This window comes from Curtobacterium sp. SL109, from assembly GCF_026672405.1.
Classification (GTDB): domain Bacteria; phylum Actinomycetota; class Actinomycetes; order Actinomycetales; family Microbacteriaceae; genus Curtobacterium.
The window spans coordinates 3,375,571-3,392,795 of sequence record NZ_JAPPRB010000002.1; the positions used below are offsets into that span (position 1 = coordinate 3,375,571).

The following is a 17,225-nucleotide window of genomic DNA, read 5'->3' on the forward strand; positions in this document are numbered from 1 at the left end:
GCAGGACCGCCGCGATCAGGGGTCGCGGTGTCGAGGTCCACGCGTGGCCGAGAGAGGGACTCCTCCATGCTCCACCACCGCATCGTCGCGGGGGCTGTCGCAGCCGCTGCCGCTCTGACACTCGCCGTCCCGACCGCCGCCTCCGCGGCGACCGCGACGCACCGCGCACCGTCGCACTCGTCGACGGTCTCCTACACGGCGAGCAACGCCGTGATCCCGAACCCGGAGCGTGGCTTCGACCACACGACGGCGACGCACTACCGCGCCGACGGCACCGGCTACACGCCGCTCGACCTCGCGACGCTGCGCTCCTACCGCGCCGACGGCGTCACGCAGATCGTGCGGGTGTTCTACATGGAGAAGTTCGTCGACCAGGCCCGGCTCGACCCGGCGTGGCTGAAGCTCGTGCAGCGGGACTACGACACCGCACGCCAGGCCGGCGTCGGGGTCATCACCCGCTTCGCCTACGTCCAGGGCGGCGACTACCCGTACACGGCACCGTACGGCGACGCCGACCTGCCGACCGTCCTCGGGCACATCAAGCAGCTCACGCCGCTCCTCCGCCGCAACGCCGACGTCATCCCGACCCTGCAGGAGGGCTTCATCGGCCTCTGGGGCGAGGGCTACTACACCGACCACTTCGCCAGCGACCCGTCGAACCCCGGCGTCCTGACCGAGGCCGACCAGGCTGCACGCCGACAGGTGCTGCGGGCCGAACTCGCCGCGCTGCCGGGAAGCCGCTCGGTGCAGGTCCGCACCATGGCCACGAAGCAGGCAGCGCTCGGTCTGCCGTCCGGCACAGCCGGTGCACTCACGCCGACCCAGGCCCACGACGGCTCGGCGAAGTCGCGCGTCGGCCACCACAACGACTGCTTCCTGGCGTCGCCCGACGACTTCGGCACGTTCCTGTCCGACCCGCTCTCGCTCGACCAGGACTACCTGGCAGCGGACTCGCGGTACGTGCCCGTCGGTGGCGAGACCTGCACGGTGAACCCGCCGCGGTCCGAGTTCCCGTCCGCTTCCGCCGAGATGGCGAAGTACCACTACAGCTACCTCAACCTGGACTACAACCAGGACGTGCTCACCACGTGGGGTGACGCCGGGATGACCGAGACCGCCAAGCGTCTGGGCTACCGCTTCACCATGACGAAGAGCACGGTCACCACCGGCCGCACGCCGTCCGTCTCGGTCTCCGTCCGCAACGACGGCTGGGCCGCGCCGTACAACGCCCGCCCGGTGCAGGTCGTCCTGACCAACGGCAAGCGGACCGTCTCCGTGCCGGTGCGCACGGACGTCCGCTCCTGGCAGCCGGGCACGACGGTCACCGTCTCGGCACCGCTCCGCGGCCTGCCGAAGGGCACCTGGTCCCTCGCGCTGGCCATGCCGGCAGCCGAGCGCAGCACCGCCGGCAACCCGGACTTCGCGGTCCAGACCGCGAACGTCGGCACCTGGGACGCGAAGACGGGTCGGAACCAGCTCGACCAGACCGTCACCGTCGGTCACTGAGCGCATCCCACCGGACTGGAGGCGCGCCTCCAGTCCGGTGGGACCGTCCCGCCACCGGAGCGGGACCGGACCGCCGACCGGGGGGACAACCCCACCCCGAAGCGGGTGAGGACCGCATTCCACCGGTCGCATGTCGGTTCGAGGATGGTCTCATGACCACGAACGCATCCTCCGCCACCACCCGTTCCGAGCGCTCCGCCCTGACCTCCGGGCTCGCCGTGCTCGGGATGGGCCTCATTGTCGCCACCCTCACCGGGTGCAGCCTGCTGGAGCCGTACCAGAAGGAACAGCAGCAGCACTACGACACGTACTCCGACGCCCCGTCGAAGGCGGACTCGGAGGACCTCGCCTGGTTCATGCCGGCCTGGGTCCCCGAGGACGCGACGGACATCGACGTCCGGCTCGACACCGAGGAGCCCGGGTACGTCATCGCCTTCGACTCCGCCTCGGACGTCGACACCGCGGCCTGCACGCCCCTCGACGGGCCCCACGGCGGCCCCGCGATGTCCGCCGGGTTCCTGCCCGACAGCCTGCCCACGACCGGGCTGCTCACGTGCGGCGACGGCCGCGCCACCGCCGAGGTCGACGGCCGCTGGTACGGGTGGACCACGAAGGAGCCGGTCGCGGCCGACACGAACGACACCCTGCGGACCGACTGACGACCCGCTGGACCCGCCAACTGTCAGGATGACCGCATGACGGTGAGTGTTCGGGAGGTCGCAGCACTCGCCGGTGTGTCCCTCGGCACGGTGTCGAACGTGCTGAACCGTCCCGAGAAGGTCGCCCCCGGCACCGTCCTCCGGGTGCAGAACGCCATCGCCGAACTCGGCTTCGTGCGGAACGACTCCGCCCGACAGCTCCGCGCCGGGCGGAGCTCCACGGTCGGGCTCATCGTGCTCGACGGTGGCAACCCGTTCTTCACCGACGTCGCGCGCGGCGCCGAGGACGCCGCGCTGTCGAAGGGCCTCGCCGTCCTCATCGGCAACTCGGACGAGTCCACCGACCGTGAACGCACCTACGTCGACCTGTTCGAGGAACGCCGCGTCGCCGGGCTGCTCATCTCCCCCGCCGGCGACGACCTGTCCCGGCTCGCACGGCTCCGCGACCAGGGCACCGTCGTCGTGCTCGTCGACCGCCGGGCCGACGACGCGTCGTTCGCCTCCGTGTCCGTCGACGACGTCGCAGGCGGTCGGATCGCGGTCGAACACCTGCTCGCGATCGGTCGACGCCGGATCGCCTACGTCGGTGGCCCGTTCGGCATCCGTCAGGTCGTCGACCGGCACGCGGGAGCCCTCGCGGCGACCACCGCCGTGGGCGCGTCCCTCGAGGTGCTGCCGACGACGTCCCTGTCCGTGCTCGAGGGCCGCCGTGTCGGTGAGGAGCTCCAGCGCCGACCCGCGTCCGAGCGCCCCGACGCCGTGTTCGCGGCGAACGACCTGGTCGCCGTGGGGCTCGAGCAGGCCTTCGTCATGCGCGGCTCCGTCGCCGTGCCGGACGAGATCGCCATCGTCGGCTACGACGACATCGCGTTCGCCGAGGCCGCCGTCGTGCCCCTGACCTCGGTCCGGCAGCCGGCGCAGGACCTGGGCCGCCGGGCGATCGAGCTGCTGGTGCGGCAGGTCGACCAGGGGCAGGACGTCGAGCTCGAACAGGTCGAGTTCACGCCGGAGCTCGTCGTGCGGCAGTCCACCGTCCACTGACCGGCTGCACCCGCGCCGCCGGCCTGCGCCCGAGCCGCCGGTCTGTGCTCCGCGCTCCGTCTACGATCGTGGGATGGCCCAGTCCCCGCGTCGTGACGGGCCACCGAGCGTCCACCACGTCGCCGCTCGAGCCGGGGTCTCGCTCGCCACGGTCTCCAACGTGCTGAACCACCCGGAGCGCGTCCGACCAGCCACCGCCGAGCGGGTCCAGACCGCGATCGCCGAGCTCGGGTACACGCCGAACCGCAACGCCCGGGCCCTCGTCGCCGGCAGCAGCCGCGCGATCGGCCTCGTCGTCATGTCGCTCCGCAACTCCCTGTTCAGCGACATGGTCAGCGGTGCCCAGCTCGCCGCCCGCGCGCGGGACCGCACCCTGCTCATCACGAGCAGCGAGGACGACCTCCGCGCCCAGGGCGACCACCTCGCGTCGCTCGAGAGCTCCCGCGTCTCGGGGATCCTGCTCGCCACGATGACCGAGTCCCGGGACCAGGTCGAACTCACCCGCCGCCACGGCCGGCCCGTCGTCTACGTCAACTACGAGCCAGCCGAGGTCGACGCCTGCTCGGTCGTGGTGGACAACGAACAGGCGGGCTTCATCGCCACCGAGCACCTCATCGCCCAGGGGTGTCGACGCATCGGGTTCGTCAGCGCCCGGCTCGACCTGCAACCGGTGCACCGGCGTCGGGCCGGGGTCCTCCGCGCCGTCGCCGCCCACCCCGGGGTGGCCCTGATCGACGTCGACGCCGGGGACATCGACCCGCCGGGCGGCACCGACGCCGGAGCCCGGATCGCGCGGATGTCCGCCGATGAACGGCCCGACGGGGTCCTCGGGGTGACCGACCTGCTCGCCATGGCCGTCGTGACGGAGCTCCGGGCCGCGGGGCTCCGGGTCCCCGAGGACATCCCGGTGTCCGGGTGCGACCACAACTCGATCGCCTGGGGTGGTGCGGTACCGCTCACCTCGGTGACGATGCACGGGGCCGAGATGGGGGCAGCGGCCGTGGAGCTGCTCCTCGCCGAGCTCACCGACGCACCCGACACGCACGTGCACCGGACCGTGGTGATCGGCAGCGAGCTGGTCCCCCGCGAGAGCACCATCGGACGCTCGGCTGCGGCGGCGGCTGCCCGGGCGGCGGCCTGCGCCCCGAGCGACCTGCGGCGCACGGAGCCCTGACCGCGGGTTCCCGGCGGGGTCCCGTGCGCGTTCCTTCCCGTGGCGCCCGCGATGGGAAGCGGTGTGCCGTGCCCGATCGGCGCGTTCCTTCCCACATCCCTTGCGATGGGAAGCGGTTCCGCGCGTTGGTGGTGGGAACGAACGACTCGCTCAGCGCGATCCGACCTCCAACGCGGGATCGGACCCACCACGCGCGGTTCGACCCACCACCCACACGCCCCACCACCACCGATCTCCCTCGACCGATTGACACGCTTCAATCCTCGTGGTTCCATTCCGATTGAAACGTTCTAACAGCATCAGCCAGGCACCGCGACGATGCGGTGTCGGGTCCGTTCCACCCGGGTGTCCCACCATCCGGGCCCTTACGAGGAGGTAAGGATGTCAGCTCGTTCCCTGACCACCCGGCTGCTCGCCATCGGCGGCGCCACGGTCCTCATCGGCGGTCTCGCCGGCTGTTCGTCCGGCGGCTCGGCCGACACCGGCGGCGGCGGCGACGTCGAGATCACCTACCAGGCAGACAACTCCCCGGCGACCGCCGCCACCGCGAAGCCGCTCATCGCCGCGTTCGAGGAGGCGAACCCGGGCGTAACCGTCAAGTTCGACACCCGACCGCAGGGCACCGAGGGCGACAACCTCGTGAAGACCCAGCTGTCGACGGGCGAGATGGCCGACGTCTTCAACTACAACTCCGGGTCGCTGATGCAGGCACTCAACCCGGACAACACCCTCGTGGACCTGTCCGACCAGAGCTGGACGAAGGACGTCGACGAGCAGTTCACGAAGGTCGTCAGCACGGACAAGGGCGTGTACGGCGCCCCGATCGGCACCAGCTTCGGCGGCGCGGTCATGTACAACAAGAAGGTCTACGCCGACCTCGGGCTGAAGGTCCCCACCACGTGGGACGAGTTCATCAGCAACAGCGAGGCGATCAAGGACGCCGGCACGGTCACCCCGGTCATCCAGACCTACGGCGACACCTGGACCAGCCAGCTGTTCGTGCTCGGCGACTTCGCCAACATCACGGCGCAGCAGGCCAACTGGGCGTCGAAGTACACCGCCAACAAGGAGTCCTACGCGAAGGACCCGGCCTTGGCGGGCTTCGACCACCTCGCCGAGGTCAAGGACAAGGGCCTGCTGAACCAGGACTTCGCCTCGGCCACCCAGGCGAACGGCCTGAAGATGCTCGCCGACGGCACCGGGGCGCAGTACCCGATGCTGACGAACGCCATCTCGACCCTGCAGCAGGACAGCCCGGACGCGGTCGACGACATCGGTGCCTTCGCCCTGCCGGCCGAGGACGCCGACGACACCACCCTGACGATCTGGGAGCCGAACGGCCTGTACATCCCGAAGACGACCGAGGGTGACAAGCTGGCGGCGGCGAAGAAGTTCATCGCCTTCGTCAACTCGTCGAAGGGCTGCGCGATCCAGAACGACACCGGGACGCCCGGTGGCCCGTACGTCATCTCGACGTGCACCCTGCCCGACGACGTGCCGCCGATGCTCGGTGACCTCCAGCAGTACATCGACGACAGCAAGGCCACGCCGGCCCTCGAGTTCCTCTCCCCCATCAAGGGCCCGAACCTCGAGAAGATCTGCGTGCAGGTCGGTTCCGGCATCTCGACCGCGGCCGTCGGCGCGAAGCAGTACGACCAGGACGTCGTGCAGCAGGCCCAGCAGCTCGGCATCAAGGGCTGGTGAGGACGTGACCGCGACGCTCACGACGGCGGTGGCCCCGCCGCAGACGACGAAGGCAGGACCGGGTCCGGCCCGCAGCAGGATGCGCTCGTTCTACCCCGCGTGGTTCTTCATCCCCGCGATCGCGCTGTACGTCGTGTTCTTCGCGGTCCCGACGTTCGCCGGCTTCTGGTTCGCCCTGACGCGCTGGACGCTGTTCGACCAGACCTTCATCGGCTTCGACAACTTCGTCCGGTTCTTCCAGGACCCGCAGCTCGTCTCCGGGTTCGTGCACACGTTCGAGTACGGCTTCGTGACGAGCGCGGCGAAGGTGGTCCTCGGACTCGCCCTCGCCCTGCTCCTCACGTCCCCGGTGCTCGGGCGCGGCTACCTCCGGGCGGTCGTCTTCTTCCCGGTGCTCGTGTCGACGATCGGCATCGGCATCACGTTCAAGGCCCTGCTCGACCCCTTCCACGGGATCGTCAACGGGATCCTCGGTTCGGTCGGCCTCCCCACGCCCGGGTGGCTGACCGACCCGGCCCTCGCCCTCTGGAGCGTCGCCGCGGTGGACGTGTGGAAGGGCGTCGGCATCGCGACGCTCATCTTCATCGCGGGCATCGTCGCGATCCCGCAGGAGTACTTCGAGGCCGCGCGCGTCGACGGTGCGAGCGCGTGGACCATCTTCAGGAACATCACCCTGCCGTTGTCCCGGCCGGCGATGGGCACCGTCATCATCCTGTCGCTCATCGGCGGCCTGCGGTCCTTCGACCTCATCTGGGCGATGACCGGCGGCGGACCCGGCTTCACGAGCGACGTGATCGCGAGTGTGATCTACAAGCAGTACCAGGCGGGCTTCTACGGCCTGTCGACCGCCGGCAACGTCGTGCTCTTCGTCGTCGTCACCGCGATCATGGTGCCGGTCTCGTGGCTGCTGAACCGGAAGGAGCCGGAACTGTGAGCGCCGTCACCGCGGCCCGCCCGGCCACGCCAGCGCGCCGCCGCCACCCCGGCACCGTCCGTCGGTGGGTGATCGGCGTCGTCGCCATCGTGGTGTCGTTCGTCGTGTTCCTCGTGCCGTTCGTCTTCGTGCTGCTGCAGGCGGCGAAGTCCCCGGCCGAGGCGAACCAGCTCGGCTTCACCCTGCCGACCAACTGGCAGCTGTGGCAGAACCTGCGGGCGGTGTTCCAGAGCGGCGAGTCCGGCATCGTCCGGGCGTTCGTGAACAGCGCCGTGCTGACCGTCGGCAGCGTGCTCATCATGGTGGTCTTCTCCGCCATGGTCGGCTACGTGCTGCAGCGTCGTCCGGGCCGGTGGAACGGGCTGATCAACTTCTTCGTGCTCGCCGGGCTCATCGTCCCGCCCGCGATCGTCCCGACGATCTGGGTGCTGCAGGGGCTCAACCTGTTCAAGACGATGGGCGGCATGATCCTCATCGAGGCCACGTTCGGCCTGTCGTTCTGCATCCTGCTCTTCCGGGCGTTCGTCGCGACGATCCCGAAGGAGCTCGACGAGGCCGCCGTGCTCGACGGCGCCGGTCCGATCCGCCTGTTCTTCGGGGTCGTCCTGCCGCTGCTCAAGCCGGTCATCATCACGGTCGTGCTCGTGCAGTCCGTCGCCGTGTTCAACGACTTCGCGAACCCGCTGTACTTCCTGCCCGGGTCCGAGAACGCCACGGTCCAGCAGACGCTCTACGCGTTCCAGAGCCAGTCCGTCAGCCAGTTGAACCTGCTGTTCACCGACGTGCTGCTCATCACGATCCCCCCGCTGATCCTCTACGTCTTCTTCCAACGCCAGATCGTCGCCGGCATGACCAGCGGCGCCGTCAAGGGCTGACGCCCACCCCGGCCAGGAGGACCGCCCCGCCCCGCGCGGGTCGGCCCACCACCGCCAGCCCCACGGACACACCGACCCACCGACCCCACGACGCGGCCGTCGACGACGACCGCCGGAAGGACACCATGACCACCTGGACCGCACCCTTCATCGCGGCCGACGACGACGCCGCCTTCGGCAGCGCGCCGATCCTCCGTCGGGAGTTCACCCTCGACGCAGGTCACGGCGCCGTGACCGCGGCGACCCTCGACGTCAGCGCCCTCGGCGTCGTCGAGGCCTGGCTCGGCGGCACCCGCGTCTCGGACCACCTGCTCGAACCCGGGTGGACGAGCTACGAGTGGCGCATCCGCGTCGTCTCGCACGACGTCACCGAGCACCTGACCACGACACCGGGCAGCGCCACCGTGCTCGCCCTGGTCCTCGGCCGCGGCTGGGCAGCCGGTCGGCTCGCCTGGGGCGGTGGCGGCGGCTGGTACACAGACGAACGCGCCGGCTTCGCCGAACTGCACGTCACCTTCGCCGACGGCCACGAGCAGACCATCGCAACGGACACCGACTGGCAGGCGCTGCCGAGCCCGATCACGGACGACCAGCTCTACGACGGCCAGGACGTCGACGCCCGGGTCGACGACACCACGTGGAAGCACCCGGGGCAGCTCGAGCACGCGGCCGGCGTGCACACCGTGTCGATCGGCGACCGCGAGCTCGTCGCCGACACCGTGCCACCCGTCCGGCCCCTCGCGGAGATCGCCCCGGTCGACGTCTGGACGAGCCCGTCCGGCGCCACGCTCGTCGACTTCGGCGTGAACCTGGTCGGCTGGGTCCGGGTCACGGCATCGGGCCCCGCCGGCACGGTCCTGACGCTCCGGCACGCCGAGGTGCTCGAGCACGACGAGCTCGGCACCCGACCCCTGCGCACGGCGAAGGCGACGGACCACGTCACCCTGAGCGGCAGCGGCGCCGACGCCCCCGACGTGTTCGAGCCCCGCTTCACCTTCCACGGGTTCCGGTACGCCGAGGTCGACGGGTGGCCGGGCTCACTCGACGACCTCCGCGCGGCCGTCACCGCCGTGCAGGTCGGCAGCGACCTGACCCGTACCGGCACGTTCACGTCGAGCCACGACCTGCTCAACACCTTCCACGAGAACGTCGTGCGGGGCATGCAGGGCAACTTCCTCAGCGTCCCGACGGACTGCCCGCAGCGCGACGAGCGACTCGGGTGGACGGGCGACATCGCCGCGTTCGCCCCGACGGCGTCGTACCTGTTCGACACCCGGGCGTTCCTCGGCGACTGGCTGCGGGACGTGTGGCTCGAGCAGCAGCACGCCGACGGGGTCATCCCGTTCGTCGTGCCGGACGTGCTCAAGTACTCCCCCGCCGAGGACTTCGGCGTCCCCGACGCCACCGCGATCTGGTCGGACGCCGGGGTCTGGGTGCCGTGGACGCTGTACCAGGCGTACGGCGACACCGCGGTGCTCGAGGAGCAGTTCGACTCGATGACGGCGCACCTCCGCCGGATCCGCGACCACCTCTCGCCGCAGGGGCTCTGGGACACGGTCTTCCAGTTCGGTGACTGGCTCGACCCCGACGCCCCGCCGGAGGACGCCGCGAAGGCGAAGGCCGACCCCGGCGTCGTCGCGACGGTCTGCGCGTTCCGGTCGGCGACCCTCGTCGCCGAGGCGGGCGCCCTGCTCCCCGGCCACGAGGCGGAGGCGAACGAGGCCCGGGAGATGGCTGCGAGCCTCCAGGCCGCGTTCCGGGAGCACTACGTGACGGACGGCCGGATCAGGTCGGACTGCACCACGGTCTACGCGCTGGCGATCGTGTTCGGGATCCTCTCCGACGAGGACACCCGTGCGGCGGGCGACCGGCTCGCCGAGCTGGCGGCCGAGTCCGGGTACCGGATCTCGACGGGCTTCGCGGGGACGCCCTTCATCACGGACGCGCTGACGCAGACCGGGCACCTCGACGACGCGTACCGGCTGCTGCTGCAGACGGAGTGCCCGTCGTGGCTCTACCCGGTGACGATGGGCGCGACGACGGTGTGGGAGCGCTGGGACTCGATGCTGCCCGACGGCACGATCAACCCGGGCGAGATGACCTCGTTCAACCACTACGCACTCGGTGCCGTGGCGGACTGGATGCACCGGGTGGTCGGTGGCCTCGCGCCGCTGACGCCCGGGTACGAGACGGTGCTCGTCGCGCCGCAGCCCGGTGGTGGGCTGACGTGGGCGGAGACGACGCTCGACACCGTGCACGGGCACGTCGCCGTGCGGTGGGAGCTGGACGACGAGGCACTCCTGGTGCGGGTGACCGTGCCGGAGGGCGTGACCGCGGTGGTGCGTCTGCCCGGGCTCGAGGAGCAGCGCCTGACGGGCGGCACCCACGAGCTGCGGGCGCCGGCGGCGGTCCCGGTGCCCTGATGTCCCGGCCGCAGCAGCACGAACCACTCGCACACGAGGAAGTGACACGATGACATCCACCCCGAGCTTCGCCGGCATCGCCGACCAACTGACACGCCAGCAGATCGAACTGCCGTCATGGGCCTTCGGCAACTCCGGCACCCGCTTCAAGGTGTTCACCACGCCGGGCACCCCGAGGGACCCGTACGAGAAGATCGCCGACGCCGCCCAGGTGCACCGGTACACCGGGCTCGCCCCGACGGTCGCGCTGCACATCCCGTGGGACCTCGTCGACGACTTCGCCGACCTGCGCCGTCACGCCGAGGAGCACGGCGTGCGGCTCGGGACGATCAACTCGAACACGTTCCAGGACGACGACTACAAGTTCGGCGCGCTCACCCACACGGACGCCGTCGTCCGGCAGAAGGCCATCGACCACCACCTGCGCTGCATCGACGTGATGGACGCCACCGGCAGCCGCGACCTGAAGATCTGGCTCGCGGAGGGGTCGAACTACCCCGGCCAGGCCGACATGCGCGAACGCCAGGACCGCCTGCACGAGTCGCTCAGCACGATCTACGACCGCCTCGGCGACGACCAGCGTCTGGTGCTCGAGTACAAGTTCTTCGAGCCGGCGTTCTACCACACGGACGTGCCGGACTGGGGCACCAGCTACGTGCAGACGAGCGCCCTCGGCCCGAAGGCGATGGTCTGCCTCGACACCGGGCACCACGCCCCCGGCACGAACATCGAGTTCATCGTCATGCAGCTGCTGCGCCTCGGGAAGCTCGGGAGCTTCGACTTCAACTCCCGCTTCTACGCCGACGACGACCTGATCGTGGGCGCTGCCGACCCGTTCCAGCTCTTCCGGATCCTGGTCGAGGTCATCCGTGGCGGCGGGTACGACAACGCCGACGTCGCGTTCATGCTCGACCAGTGCCACAACGTCGAGGACAAGATCCCCGGCCAGATCCGGTCGGTGCTGAACGTGCAGGAGATGACGGCCCGCGCGCTGCTCCTGGACCGCGTGGCCCTGACCGCGGCCCAGGAGGCCCACGACGTGCTCGGTGCGAACGAGGTCTTCATGGACGCGTTCCAGACCGACGTCCGGAAGGACCTGGCGGCCTGGCGCGAGTCGCGCGGCCTGCCGGCGAACCCGATGCGCGCCTACCTCGACTCCGGCTACCAGCAGTCCATCGCGACCGACCGCGTCGGTGGCGTCCAGGCCGGTTGGGGTGCGTAGGGACATGTCGATCAACGACCTGGAGGCACGGGTGGACCCCGCAGCGCACGGCACCGACGCAGACGCGACGGTCGCGGCACTCGTCGCGCGCTCGAACGCGCTCGGCTCCGACCCGCGCATCACCAACTACGCCGGCGGCAACACGTCCGCGACGGGCACCGCGACCGACCCGGTGACTGGCGAACCGGTGGAGCTGCTGTGGGTGAAGGGCTCCGGGGGCGACCTCGGCACCCTCACCCCGGCGGGCCTCGCCGTGCTGCGACTCGACCGGGTCCGGGCGCTGCAGCACGTCTACCCGGGCATCGAGCGCGAGGACGAGATGGTCGCCGCGTTCGACCACTGCCTGTTCGGGAAGGGCGGCGCAGCACCGTCGATCGACACCGCGATGCACGCCCTCGTGCGCGCCCCGCACGTCGACCACCTGCACCCGGACGCCGGCATCGCGATCGCCACCGCGGCGGACGGCCCGGCCCTGACTGAGCGCATCTTCGGCGAGAAGGTCGTCTGGGTGCCGTGGCGTCGTCCGGGGTTCCAGCTCGGGCTCGACATCGCCGCCGTCGAGCGGGACCACCCCGAGGCGATCGGCACGGTCCTCGGCGGCCACGGCATCACGGCGTGGGGCGACACGAGCGACGAGGCCGAGGCGAACTCCCGCTGGATCATCGACACCGCCGAGCGGTACATCGCCGCGAACGGGCGACCCGAGCCGTTCGGCCCCGTGCGCCCCGGGTACCAGGCCCTGCCGACCGAGGAGCGCCGGGCACGTGCCGCTGCCCTCGCCCCGACGATCCGCGGCATCGCGGGGCACGACAAGCCGGTCGTCGGGCACTTCACCGACACGGACGTCGTCCTCGACTTCCTGGCGTCGGCCCGGGCGGAGGAACTCGCCGCCCTCGGCACGAGCTGCCCGGACCACTTCCTGCGCACGAAGGTGAAGCCGCTCGTCCTCGACCTGCCCGCGAGTGCGTCGGTCGAGGACGCGATCGGGCGCCTGCACGAACTCCACGAGCAGTACCGCGCGGACTACCAGGCCTACTACGACCGCCACGCCGACGAGGACTCCCCCGCCATCCGCGGCGCCGACCCGCTCATCGTGCTGGTGCCAGGAGTGGGGATGTTCTCCTACGGCAGGGACGCCCAGACCGCGCGGGTCGCCGGTGAGTTCTACACGAACGCCGTCAACGTGATGCGTGGCGCCGAGTCGCTGAGCACCTACGCCCCGATCGACGAAGCGGAGAAGTTCCGGATCGAGTACTGGGCGCTCGAGGAGGCGAAGCTCCAGCGGATGCCCGCCCCGAAGGTGCTCGCGACGCGCATCGCCCTGGTGACCGGGGCCGCGTCGGGCATCGGCAAGGCCATCGCGACGCGCCTGGCGGCCGACGGCGCCGCGGTCGTCATCGCGGACCTCGACCTCGGGAAGGCCCAGGCCGCCGCTGCCGAGATCGGCGACACGGACCGAGCGATCGGCATCGCCGCCGACGTCACGAGCGCCGCGGCCGTCGAGCGGGCGGTCCAGGAGACGCTGCTGCACTTCGGCGGCCTGGACCTCGTCGTGAACAACGCCGGGCTCTCGCTGTCCAAGAGCCTCCTCGAGACCACCGAACAGGACTGGGACCTGCAGCACGACGTCATGGCGAAGGGCTCGTTCCTGGTGTCGAAGGCGGCCGCCAAGGTGCTCATCGAACAGGGGCTCGGCGGTGACATCGTGTACATCTCGTCGAAGAACTCGGTGTTCGCGGGACCGAACAACATCGCGTACTCCGCCACGAAGGCCGACCAGGCGCACCAGGTCCGGCTCCTCGCGGCCGAACTCGGCGAACACGGGGTCCGCGTGAACGGCATCAACCCCGACGGGGTCGTCCGTGGCTCCGGCATCTTCGCGAGCGGCTGGGGCGCGAACCGTGCGGCGACGTACGGCATCGACGAGCAGGACCTCGGCGCGTTCTACGCGCAGCGCACGATCCTCAAGCGGGAGGTCGTGCCCGAGAACGTCGCGAACGCCGTCGCGGCGATCTGCACGGCGGACTTCTCGCACACCACCGGGCTGCACGTGCCCGTCGACGCGGGCGTGGCCGCCGCGTTCCTCCGGTGACGTGGTGACCTCGGGCGGCAGCGTCGCGGCGGTGGACCTCGGCGCGACGAGCGGGCGCGTGGTGGTCGGGCACGTGGACGCCGACGGGGTCCGGATGGAGCAGGTCGCCCGGTTCCCGAACGGCCCCGTCACCCGGACCGAGGGTGGCCGGGACACCCTGCACTGGGACGTCGAGGAGCTCGAGCGCCAGGTGCTCGACGGGCTCCGCGGCGCGTTCGGAGGCCACCCGGGCCTCGCCAGCATCGGGATCGACTCGTGGGCGGTCGACTACGGCCTGCTCCGCGACGGACGGCTGCTCGGACCACCGGTGCACTACCGCGACGACCGGCACGAGCGCGGCGTCGGGATCGTGCACGCCCGGATCGGCGCTGCCGAGCTCTACGCCCGGAACGGCCTGCAGCACCTGCCGTTCAACACGCTGTTCCAGCTCGCGGCCGACCCAGCGCGCGGCCGTGCCGACCGAGCGCTCCTCGTCGCCGACCTGTTCGGCTCAAGGCTCACCGGGGTCGAGGCCGCCGAGCGCACCAACGCCTCGACGACCGGTCTGCTGCACGCGACCACGCGCGACTGGGACCCGACCCTGCTGGCCGCGGCGAGCCTCCCGTCCGGGTTCCTGGCCCCGCTCCGTGACCCGGGTGACCGACTCGGCCCCCTGCTGCCGTCCGTGGCGGCCGCCGTCGGCACCGGGACCGGTCGACACGCTGCCCACGTCACGCTCGTCGGCTCGCACGACACCGCGAGCGCGGTCGTCGCGGTCCCCGCGACCGACGACGACGTGGCCTACATCTCCTCCGGCACGTGGTCGCTCGTCGGCGTCGAGCTCGACGCGCCGGTCCTCACGGAGGCGGCCCGCGCGGCGAACTGCACGAACGAGGGCGGCGTCGACGGCCGGGTCCGGTTCCTGAAGAACGTGTCCGGCCTGTGGCTGCTGTCCGAGAGCGTCCGGACCTGGGAGCGGGACGGCTCCACGACCGACCTGGAGGCCCTGCTCGCCGCCGCCGCGGCCGTCGCCACCCAGGTCCCCGTCTTCGACCCGGCGGACGCGTCGTTCACGCCGCCGGGCGACATGCCGGCGCGGATCGCCGCCTGGTGCGCCGAGCACGGGCTCCCGGCTCCCGTGGGCCGTGCCGAGGTCGTGCGGTCGATCCTGGAGTCCCTCGCGGCGGCGTACGCCGACACCCTGCGGACGATCAGCGCGGTCACGGGGAAGGACGTCCGGCAGGTGCACGTCGTCGGCGGTGGCTCGCAGAACCGCCTGCTCTGCCAGCTGACGGCCGACCGGACGGGCCTGCCCGTCCTGGCCGGACCCGTGGAGGCCACGGCACTCGGCAACGTCCTGGTCCAGGCGCGGGCCGTCGGGCTCGCCGGCCTGGGCGGGGCGTCGCTCGAAGCACTCCGAGCGGTGGTCGCCCGGACCGTCGAACCCGTCCGGTACAGTCCGCGACCAGGGCACCCAGCACATCGACCCACCACGAGACAGAGGACGTCCGCATGACCTCGACCGACGACCAGCACCGCGTCGACCCCGCGACCGGGGCACCGGCAGCGACCCCGGGCACACCGTCGAGCGCGCGGACCCCGATGAAGCGGCAGCTGCCGACCATCCGCGACCTCGCGCCGCTCATGCAGTTCCGGAAGCCGGACCTCAACGCCCGCCGCCGTCGGCTCGAGAACGCCCTGACGATCTGGGACCTCCGGGCGATCGCGGAGCGGCGGACCCCGCGGGCCGCGTTCGACTACACGGAGGGCGCCGCCGAGGCCGAGATCTCCCTGGCCCGGGCGCGGCAGGCGTTCGAGGACATCGAGTTCACGCCGGCGGTGCTGCGGGACGTGTCGACGGTGCGCACCGACTGGGACGTGCTCGGCGCTCCGGTGGCGTACCCGTTCGGCATCGCCCCCACCGGCTTCACGCGGATGATGCAGACCGAGGGCGAGCGCGCCGGGGCCCGGGCAGCCGGCCGCGCGGGCATCCCGTTCGCCCTGTCCACGATGGGCACCACCGCGATCGAGGACGTCCGCGACGCCAACCCCCACGGACGCAACTGGTTCCAGCTGTACATGTGGAAGGACCGCGAGAAGTCGATGGCGCTGGTGTCGCGCGCCGAGGCCGCCGGCTTCGACACGCTCCTCGTCACCGTCGACGTGCCCGTCGCGGGAGCGCGGCTCCGCGACAAGCGCAACGGGTTCTCGATCCCGCCGCAGCTCGGCGTGAAGACCATCGTCAACGCCATCCCGCGCCCGTGGTGGTGGTTCGACTTCCTGACGACCGAGCCGCTGGCGTTCGCCTCGCTCGACCGCTGGTCCGGCACCGTCGGGGAGCTCCTCGACCACATGTTCGACCCGACCGTCACCTACGAGGACCTCGCGTGGATCCGCACGCAGTGGAAGGGCAGGATCGTCGTGAAGGGCGTGCAGTCCCTGGCGGACGCCAAGCGCCTGGCCGCGATGGGCGTCGACGGCATCACCCTGTCGAACCACGGCGGACGCCAGCTCGACCGCGCGCCGGTCCCGTTCCACCTGCTGCCCGCCGTGGTCAAGGAGGTCGGCATGGACACCGAGGTGCACCTCGACACGGGCATCATGTCCGGCGCGGACATCGTCGCCGCCGTCGCGCTCGGCGCCCGGTACACGATGGTCGGTCGGGCGTACCTCTACGGCCTGATGGCCGGGGGCGAGGCAGGCGTCGACCGGATGATCCAGATCCTGTCCGAGCAGATCGAGCGGACCATGCGGCTGCTCGGCGTCGCGTCCCTGGAGGAGCTCGAGCCCGGGCACGTCACCCAGCTGCAGCGTCTGGCGCCGATCCCCCGCTGAGCCCGGTCCGGGCTGGGCCGGCCGGCCGGGACGCTGGCGGCGGCTCCGGCGGCGGCGCTGGCGGGACGACGGCGTTCAGATTCGGCGGTGACGGATCGGGTTCTCCACCCCCGAGGATCGCGAACCGGATCCGTCACCGCCCCGGACGAGTCCTACGGTCTGGGTGCCTCGTCGCCGGGCAGGGTCCAGGCGGCGCCGGCGGTGGGTTGCGGCGTCCCGGGTGCCGAGCCCGCGGGGGCCGAGGTGATCGGGCGACGACGGAGTTCCTCGAGCATGGCGTCGATCTTCCGGAGCGCACGCGGGGTTGCCAGGACAGACCAGACGACGAGCCCGAGGAACAATGCCACGTACAGCCACCAGACCGGACGCTCCGTGACCGCCAGCCACACTCCCAGCGCAGTGAACAGACCGAAGACCACCGGGCCGAACCACCTGTTCCGGCGGTACTGCCGTCGCCATTTCTCGAACATGGGGATCCAGACCGCAGGATCCACGGCGGGCGGCACCGTCCCGGCTTTGAACGCCCGCTGCATACGGCTGAGTTCGTCCGCCCCGCCGGCCTTCCGGCGACGGACGGCGACGAGCACTCCGAAGCCGATCGTGAGGACGGCGGCGTAGATCAATGCGGAGACCAGCCGGTCGGCGATCGATTCGCCGGTGTGCCCGGTGACGAAGCCGGTGACGAAGCCGATGGCGAAGTAGGCGCCGCCGACCACGACGAACATGATCGGCAGCAGTGCCGGGAGCGGGAGACGCCGGATGCGGTCCATGTGAGGTCCTC

At 71.3% G+C, this 17,225-nt stretch carries 13 protein-coding genes; 12 read left to right on the forward strand and 1 reads right to left on the reverse strand.

Going from position 1 to position 17,225, the window contains the following annotated elements; all coding sequences use genetic code 11:
* Window positions 1-66 precede the first annotated feature (66 nt).
* The 12 genes from OVA28_RS17420 to OVA28_RS17475 all read left to right on the forward strand — a co-directional run bounded on the left by OVA28_RS17420 (window position 67) and on the right by OVA28_RS17475 (window position 16,444).
* A complete protein-coding gene (locus OVA28_RS17420) occupies window positions 67-1,506 on the forward strand; it encodes a DUF4832 domain-containing protein (protein WP_268097862.1) in 1,440 nt (479 codons plus the stop codon).
* A gap of 152 nt (window positions 1,507-1,658) precedes the next feature.
* On the forward strand, window positions 1,659-2,165 hold the full coding sequence (locus tag OVA28_RS17425; RefSeq protein ID WP_268097863.1) for a hypothetical protein: 507 nt from the start codon (window positions 1,659-1,661) through the stop codon (window positions 2,163-2,165).
* 36 nt (window positions 2,166-2,201) lie between these two features.
* Window positions 2,202-3,206 carry a LacI family DNA-binding transcriptional regulator gene (locus tag OVA28_RS17430; RefSeq protein ID WP_268097864.1) on the forward strand — a complete coding sequence of 335 codons (1,005 nt, stop codon included), beginning with the start codon at window positions 2,202-2,204 and terminating at the stop codon, window positions 3,204-3,206.
* 73 nt (window positions 3,207-3,279) lie between these two features.
* Complete coding sequence (locus OVA28_RS17435) at window positions 3,280-4,380, forward strand: LacI family DNA-binding transcriptional regulator (RefSeq protein ID WP_268097865.1); 1,101 nt, start codon at window positions 3,280-3,282, stop codon at window positions 4,378-4,380.
* A gap of 381 nt (window positions 4,381-4,761) precedes the next feature.
* Complete coding sequence (locus OVA28_RS17440) at window positions 4,762-6,084, forward strand: ABC transporter substrate-binding protein (protein WP_268097866.1); 1,323 nt, start codon at window positions 4,762-4,764, stop codon at window positions 6,082-6,084.
* Window positions 6,085-6,163: 79 nt separating this feature from the next.
* The gene (locus OVA28_RS17445) at window positions 6,164-7,018 is read left to right on the forward strand and encodes a carbohydrate ABC transporter permease (protein WP_194661859.1); all 855 of its coding nucleotides are present in this window, start codon (window positions 6,164-6,166) and stop codon (window positions 7,016-7,018) included.
* Window positions 7,015-7,893 carry a carbohydrate ABC transporter permease gene (locus OVA28_RS17450; protein WP_268097867.1) on the forward strand — a complete coding sequence of 293 codons (879 nt, stop codon included), beginning with the start codon at window positions 7,015-7,017 and terminating at the stop codon, window positions 7,891-7,893. Before OVA28_RS17445 ends, OVA28_RS17450 begins: the two co-directional genes overlap by 4 nt.
* A 125-nt stretch (window positions 7,894-8,018) precedes the next feature.
* Window positions 8,019-10,316: a family 78 glycoside hydrolase catalytic domain gene (locus OVA28_RS17455; RefSeq protein WP_268097868.1), complete on the forward strand. Its 2,298-nt coding sequence runs from the start codon at window positions 8,019-8,021 to the stop codon at window positions 10,314-10,316.
* A 49-nt stretch (window positions 10,317-10,365) separates the two neighbouring features.
* Complete coding sequence (gene rhaI / locus OVA28_RS17460; RefSeq protein WP_194661758.1) at window positions 10,366-11,538, forward strand: L-rhamnose isomerase; 1,173 nt, start codon at window positions 10,366-10,368, stop codon at window positions 11,536-11,538.
* 4 nt (window positions 11,539-11,542) lie between these two features.
* Window positions 11,543-13,630 carry a bifunctional aldolase/short-chain dehydrogenase gene (locus OVA28_RS17465; protein WP_268097869.1) on the forward strand — a complete coding sequence of 696 codons (2,088 nt, stop codon included), beginning with the start codon at window positions 11,543-11,545 and terminating at the stop codon, window positions 13,628-13,630.
* 1 nt (window position 13,631) lies between these two features.
* Window positions 13,632-15,125, forward strand: coding sequence for a rhamnulokinase (locus OVA28_RS17470; RefSeq protein WP_268097870.1), 1,494 nt, complete (start codon window positions 13,632-13,634; stop codon window positions 15,123-15,125).
* Window positions 15,126-15,211: 86 nt separating this feature from the next.
* The gene (locus tag OVA28_RS17475; protein ID WP_194661857.1) at window positions 15,212-16,444 is read left to right on the forward strand and encodes an alpha-hydroxy acid oxidase; all 1,233 of its coding nucleotides are present in this window, start codon (window positions 15,212-15,214) and stop codon (window positions 16,442-16,444) included.
* 152 nt (window positions 16,445-16,596) lie between these two features.
* On the opposite strand, the gene OVA28_RS17480 is transcribed toward OVA28_RS17475, so the two are convergent.
* On the reverse strand, window positions 16,597-17,214 hold the full coding sequence (locus OVA28_RS17480) for a hypothetical protein (RefSeq protein ID WP_268097871.1): 618 nt from the start codon (window positions 17,212-17,214) through the stop codon (window positions 16,597-16,599).
* Window positions 17,215-17,225 lie beyond the last annotated feature (11 nt).

Bases quoted from the DNA above. Each gene is read 5' to 3' on its own strand.
- OVA28_RS17420 (WP_268097862.1), top strand. From the start codon at position 67: ATGCTCCACCACCGCATCGTCGCGGGGGCTGTCGCAGCCGCTGCCGCT.
- OVA28_RS17425 (WP_268097863.1), top strand. From the start codon at position 1,659: ATGACCACGAACGCATCCTCCGCCACCACCCGTTCCGAGCGCTCCGCC.
- OVA28_RS17430 (WP_268097864.1), top strand. From the start codon at position 2,202: ATGACGGTGAGTGTTCGGGAGGTCGCAGCACTCGCCGGTGTGTCCCTC.
- OVA28_RS17435 (WP_268097865.1), top strand. From the start codon at position 3,280: ATGGCCCAGTCCCCGCGTCGTGACGGGCCACCGAGCGTCCACCACGTC.
- OVA28_RS17440 (WP_268097866.1), top strand. From the start codon at position 4,762: ATGTCAGCTCGTTCCCTGACCACCCGGCTGCTCGCCATCGGCGGCGCC.
- OVA28_RS17445 (WP_194661859.1), top strand. From the start codon at position 6,164: ATGCGCTCGTTCTACCCCGCGTGGTTCTTCATCCCCGCGATCGCGCTG.
- OVA28_RS17455 (WP_268097868.1), top strand. From the start codon at position 8,019: ATGACCACCTGGACCGCACCCTTCATCGCGGCCGACGACGACGCCGCC.
- rhaI (WP_194661758.1), top strand. From the start codon at position 10,366: ATGACATCCACCCCGAGCTTCGCCGGCATCGCCGACCAACTGACACGC.
- OVA28_RS17465 (WP_268097869.1), top strand. From the start codon at position 11,543: ATGTCGATCAACGACCTGGAGGCACGGGTGGACCCCGCAGCGCACGGC.
- OVA28_RS17475 (WP_194661857.1), top strand. From the start codon at position 15,212: ATGAAGCGGCAGCTGCCGACCATCCGCGACCTCGCGCCGCTCATGCAG.
- OVA28_RS17480 (WP_268097871.1), bottom strand. From the start codon at position 17,214: ATGGACCGCATCCGGCGTCTCCCGCTCCCGGCACTGCTGCCGATCATG.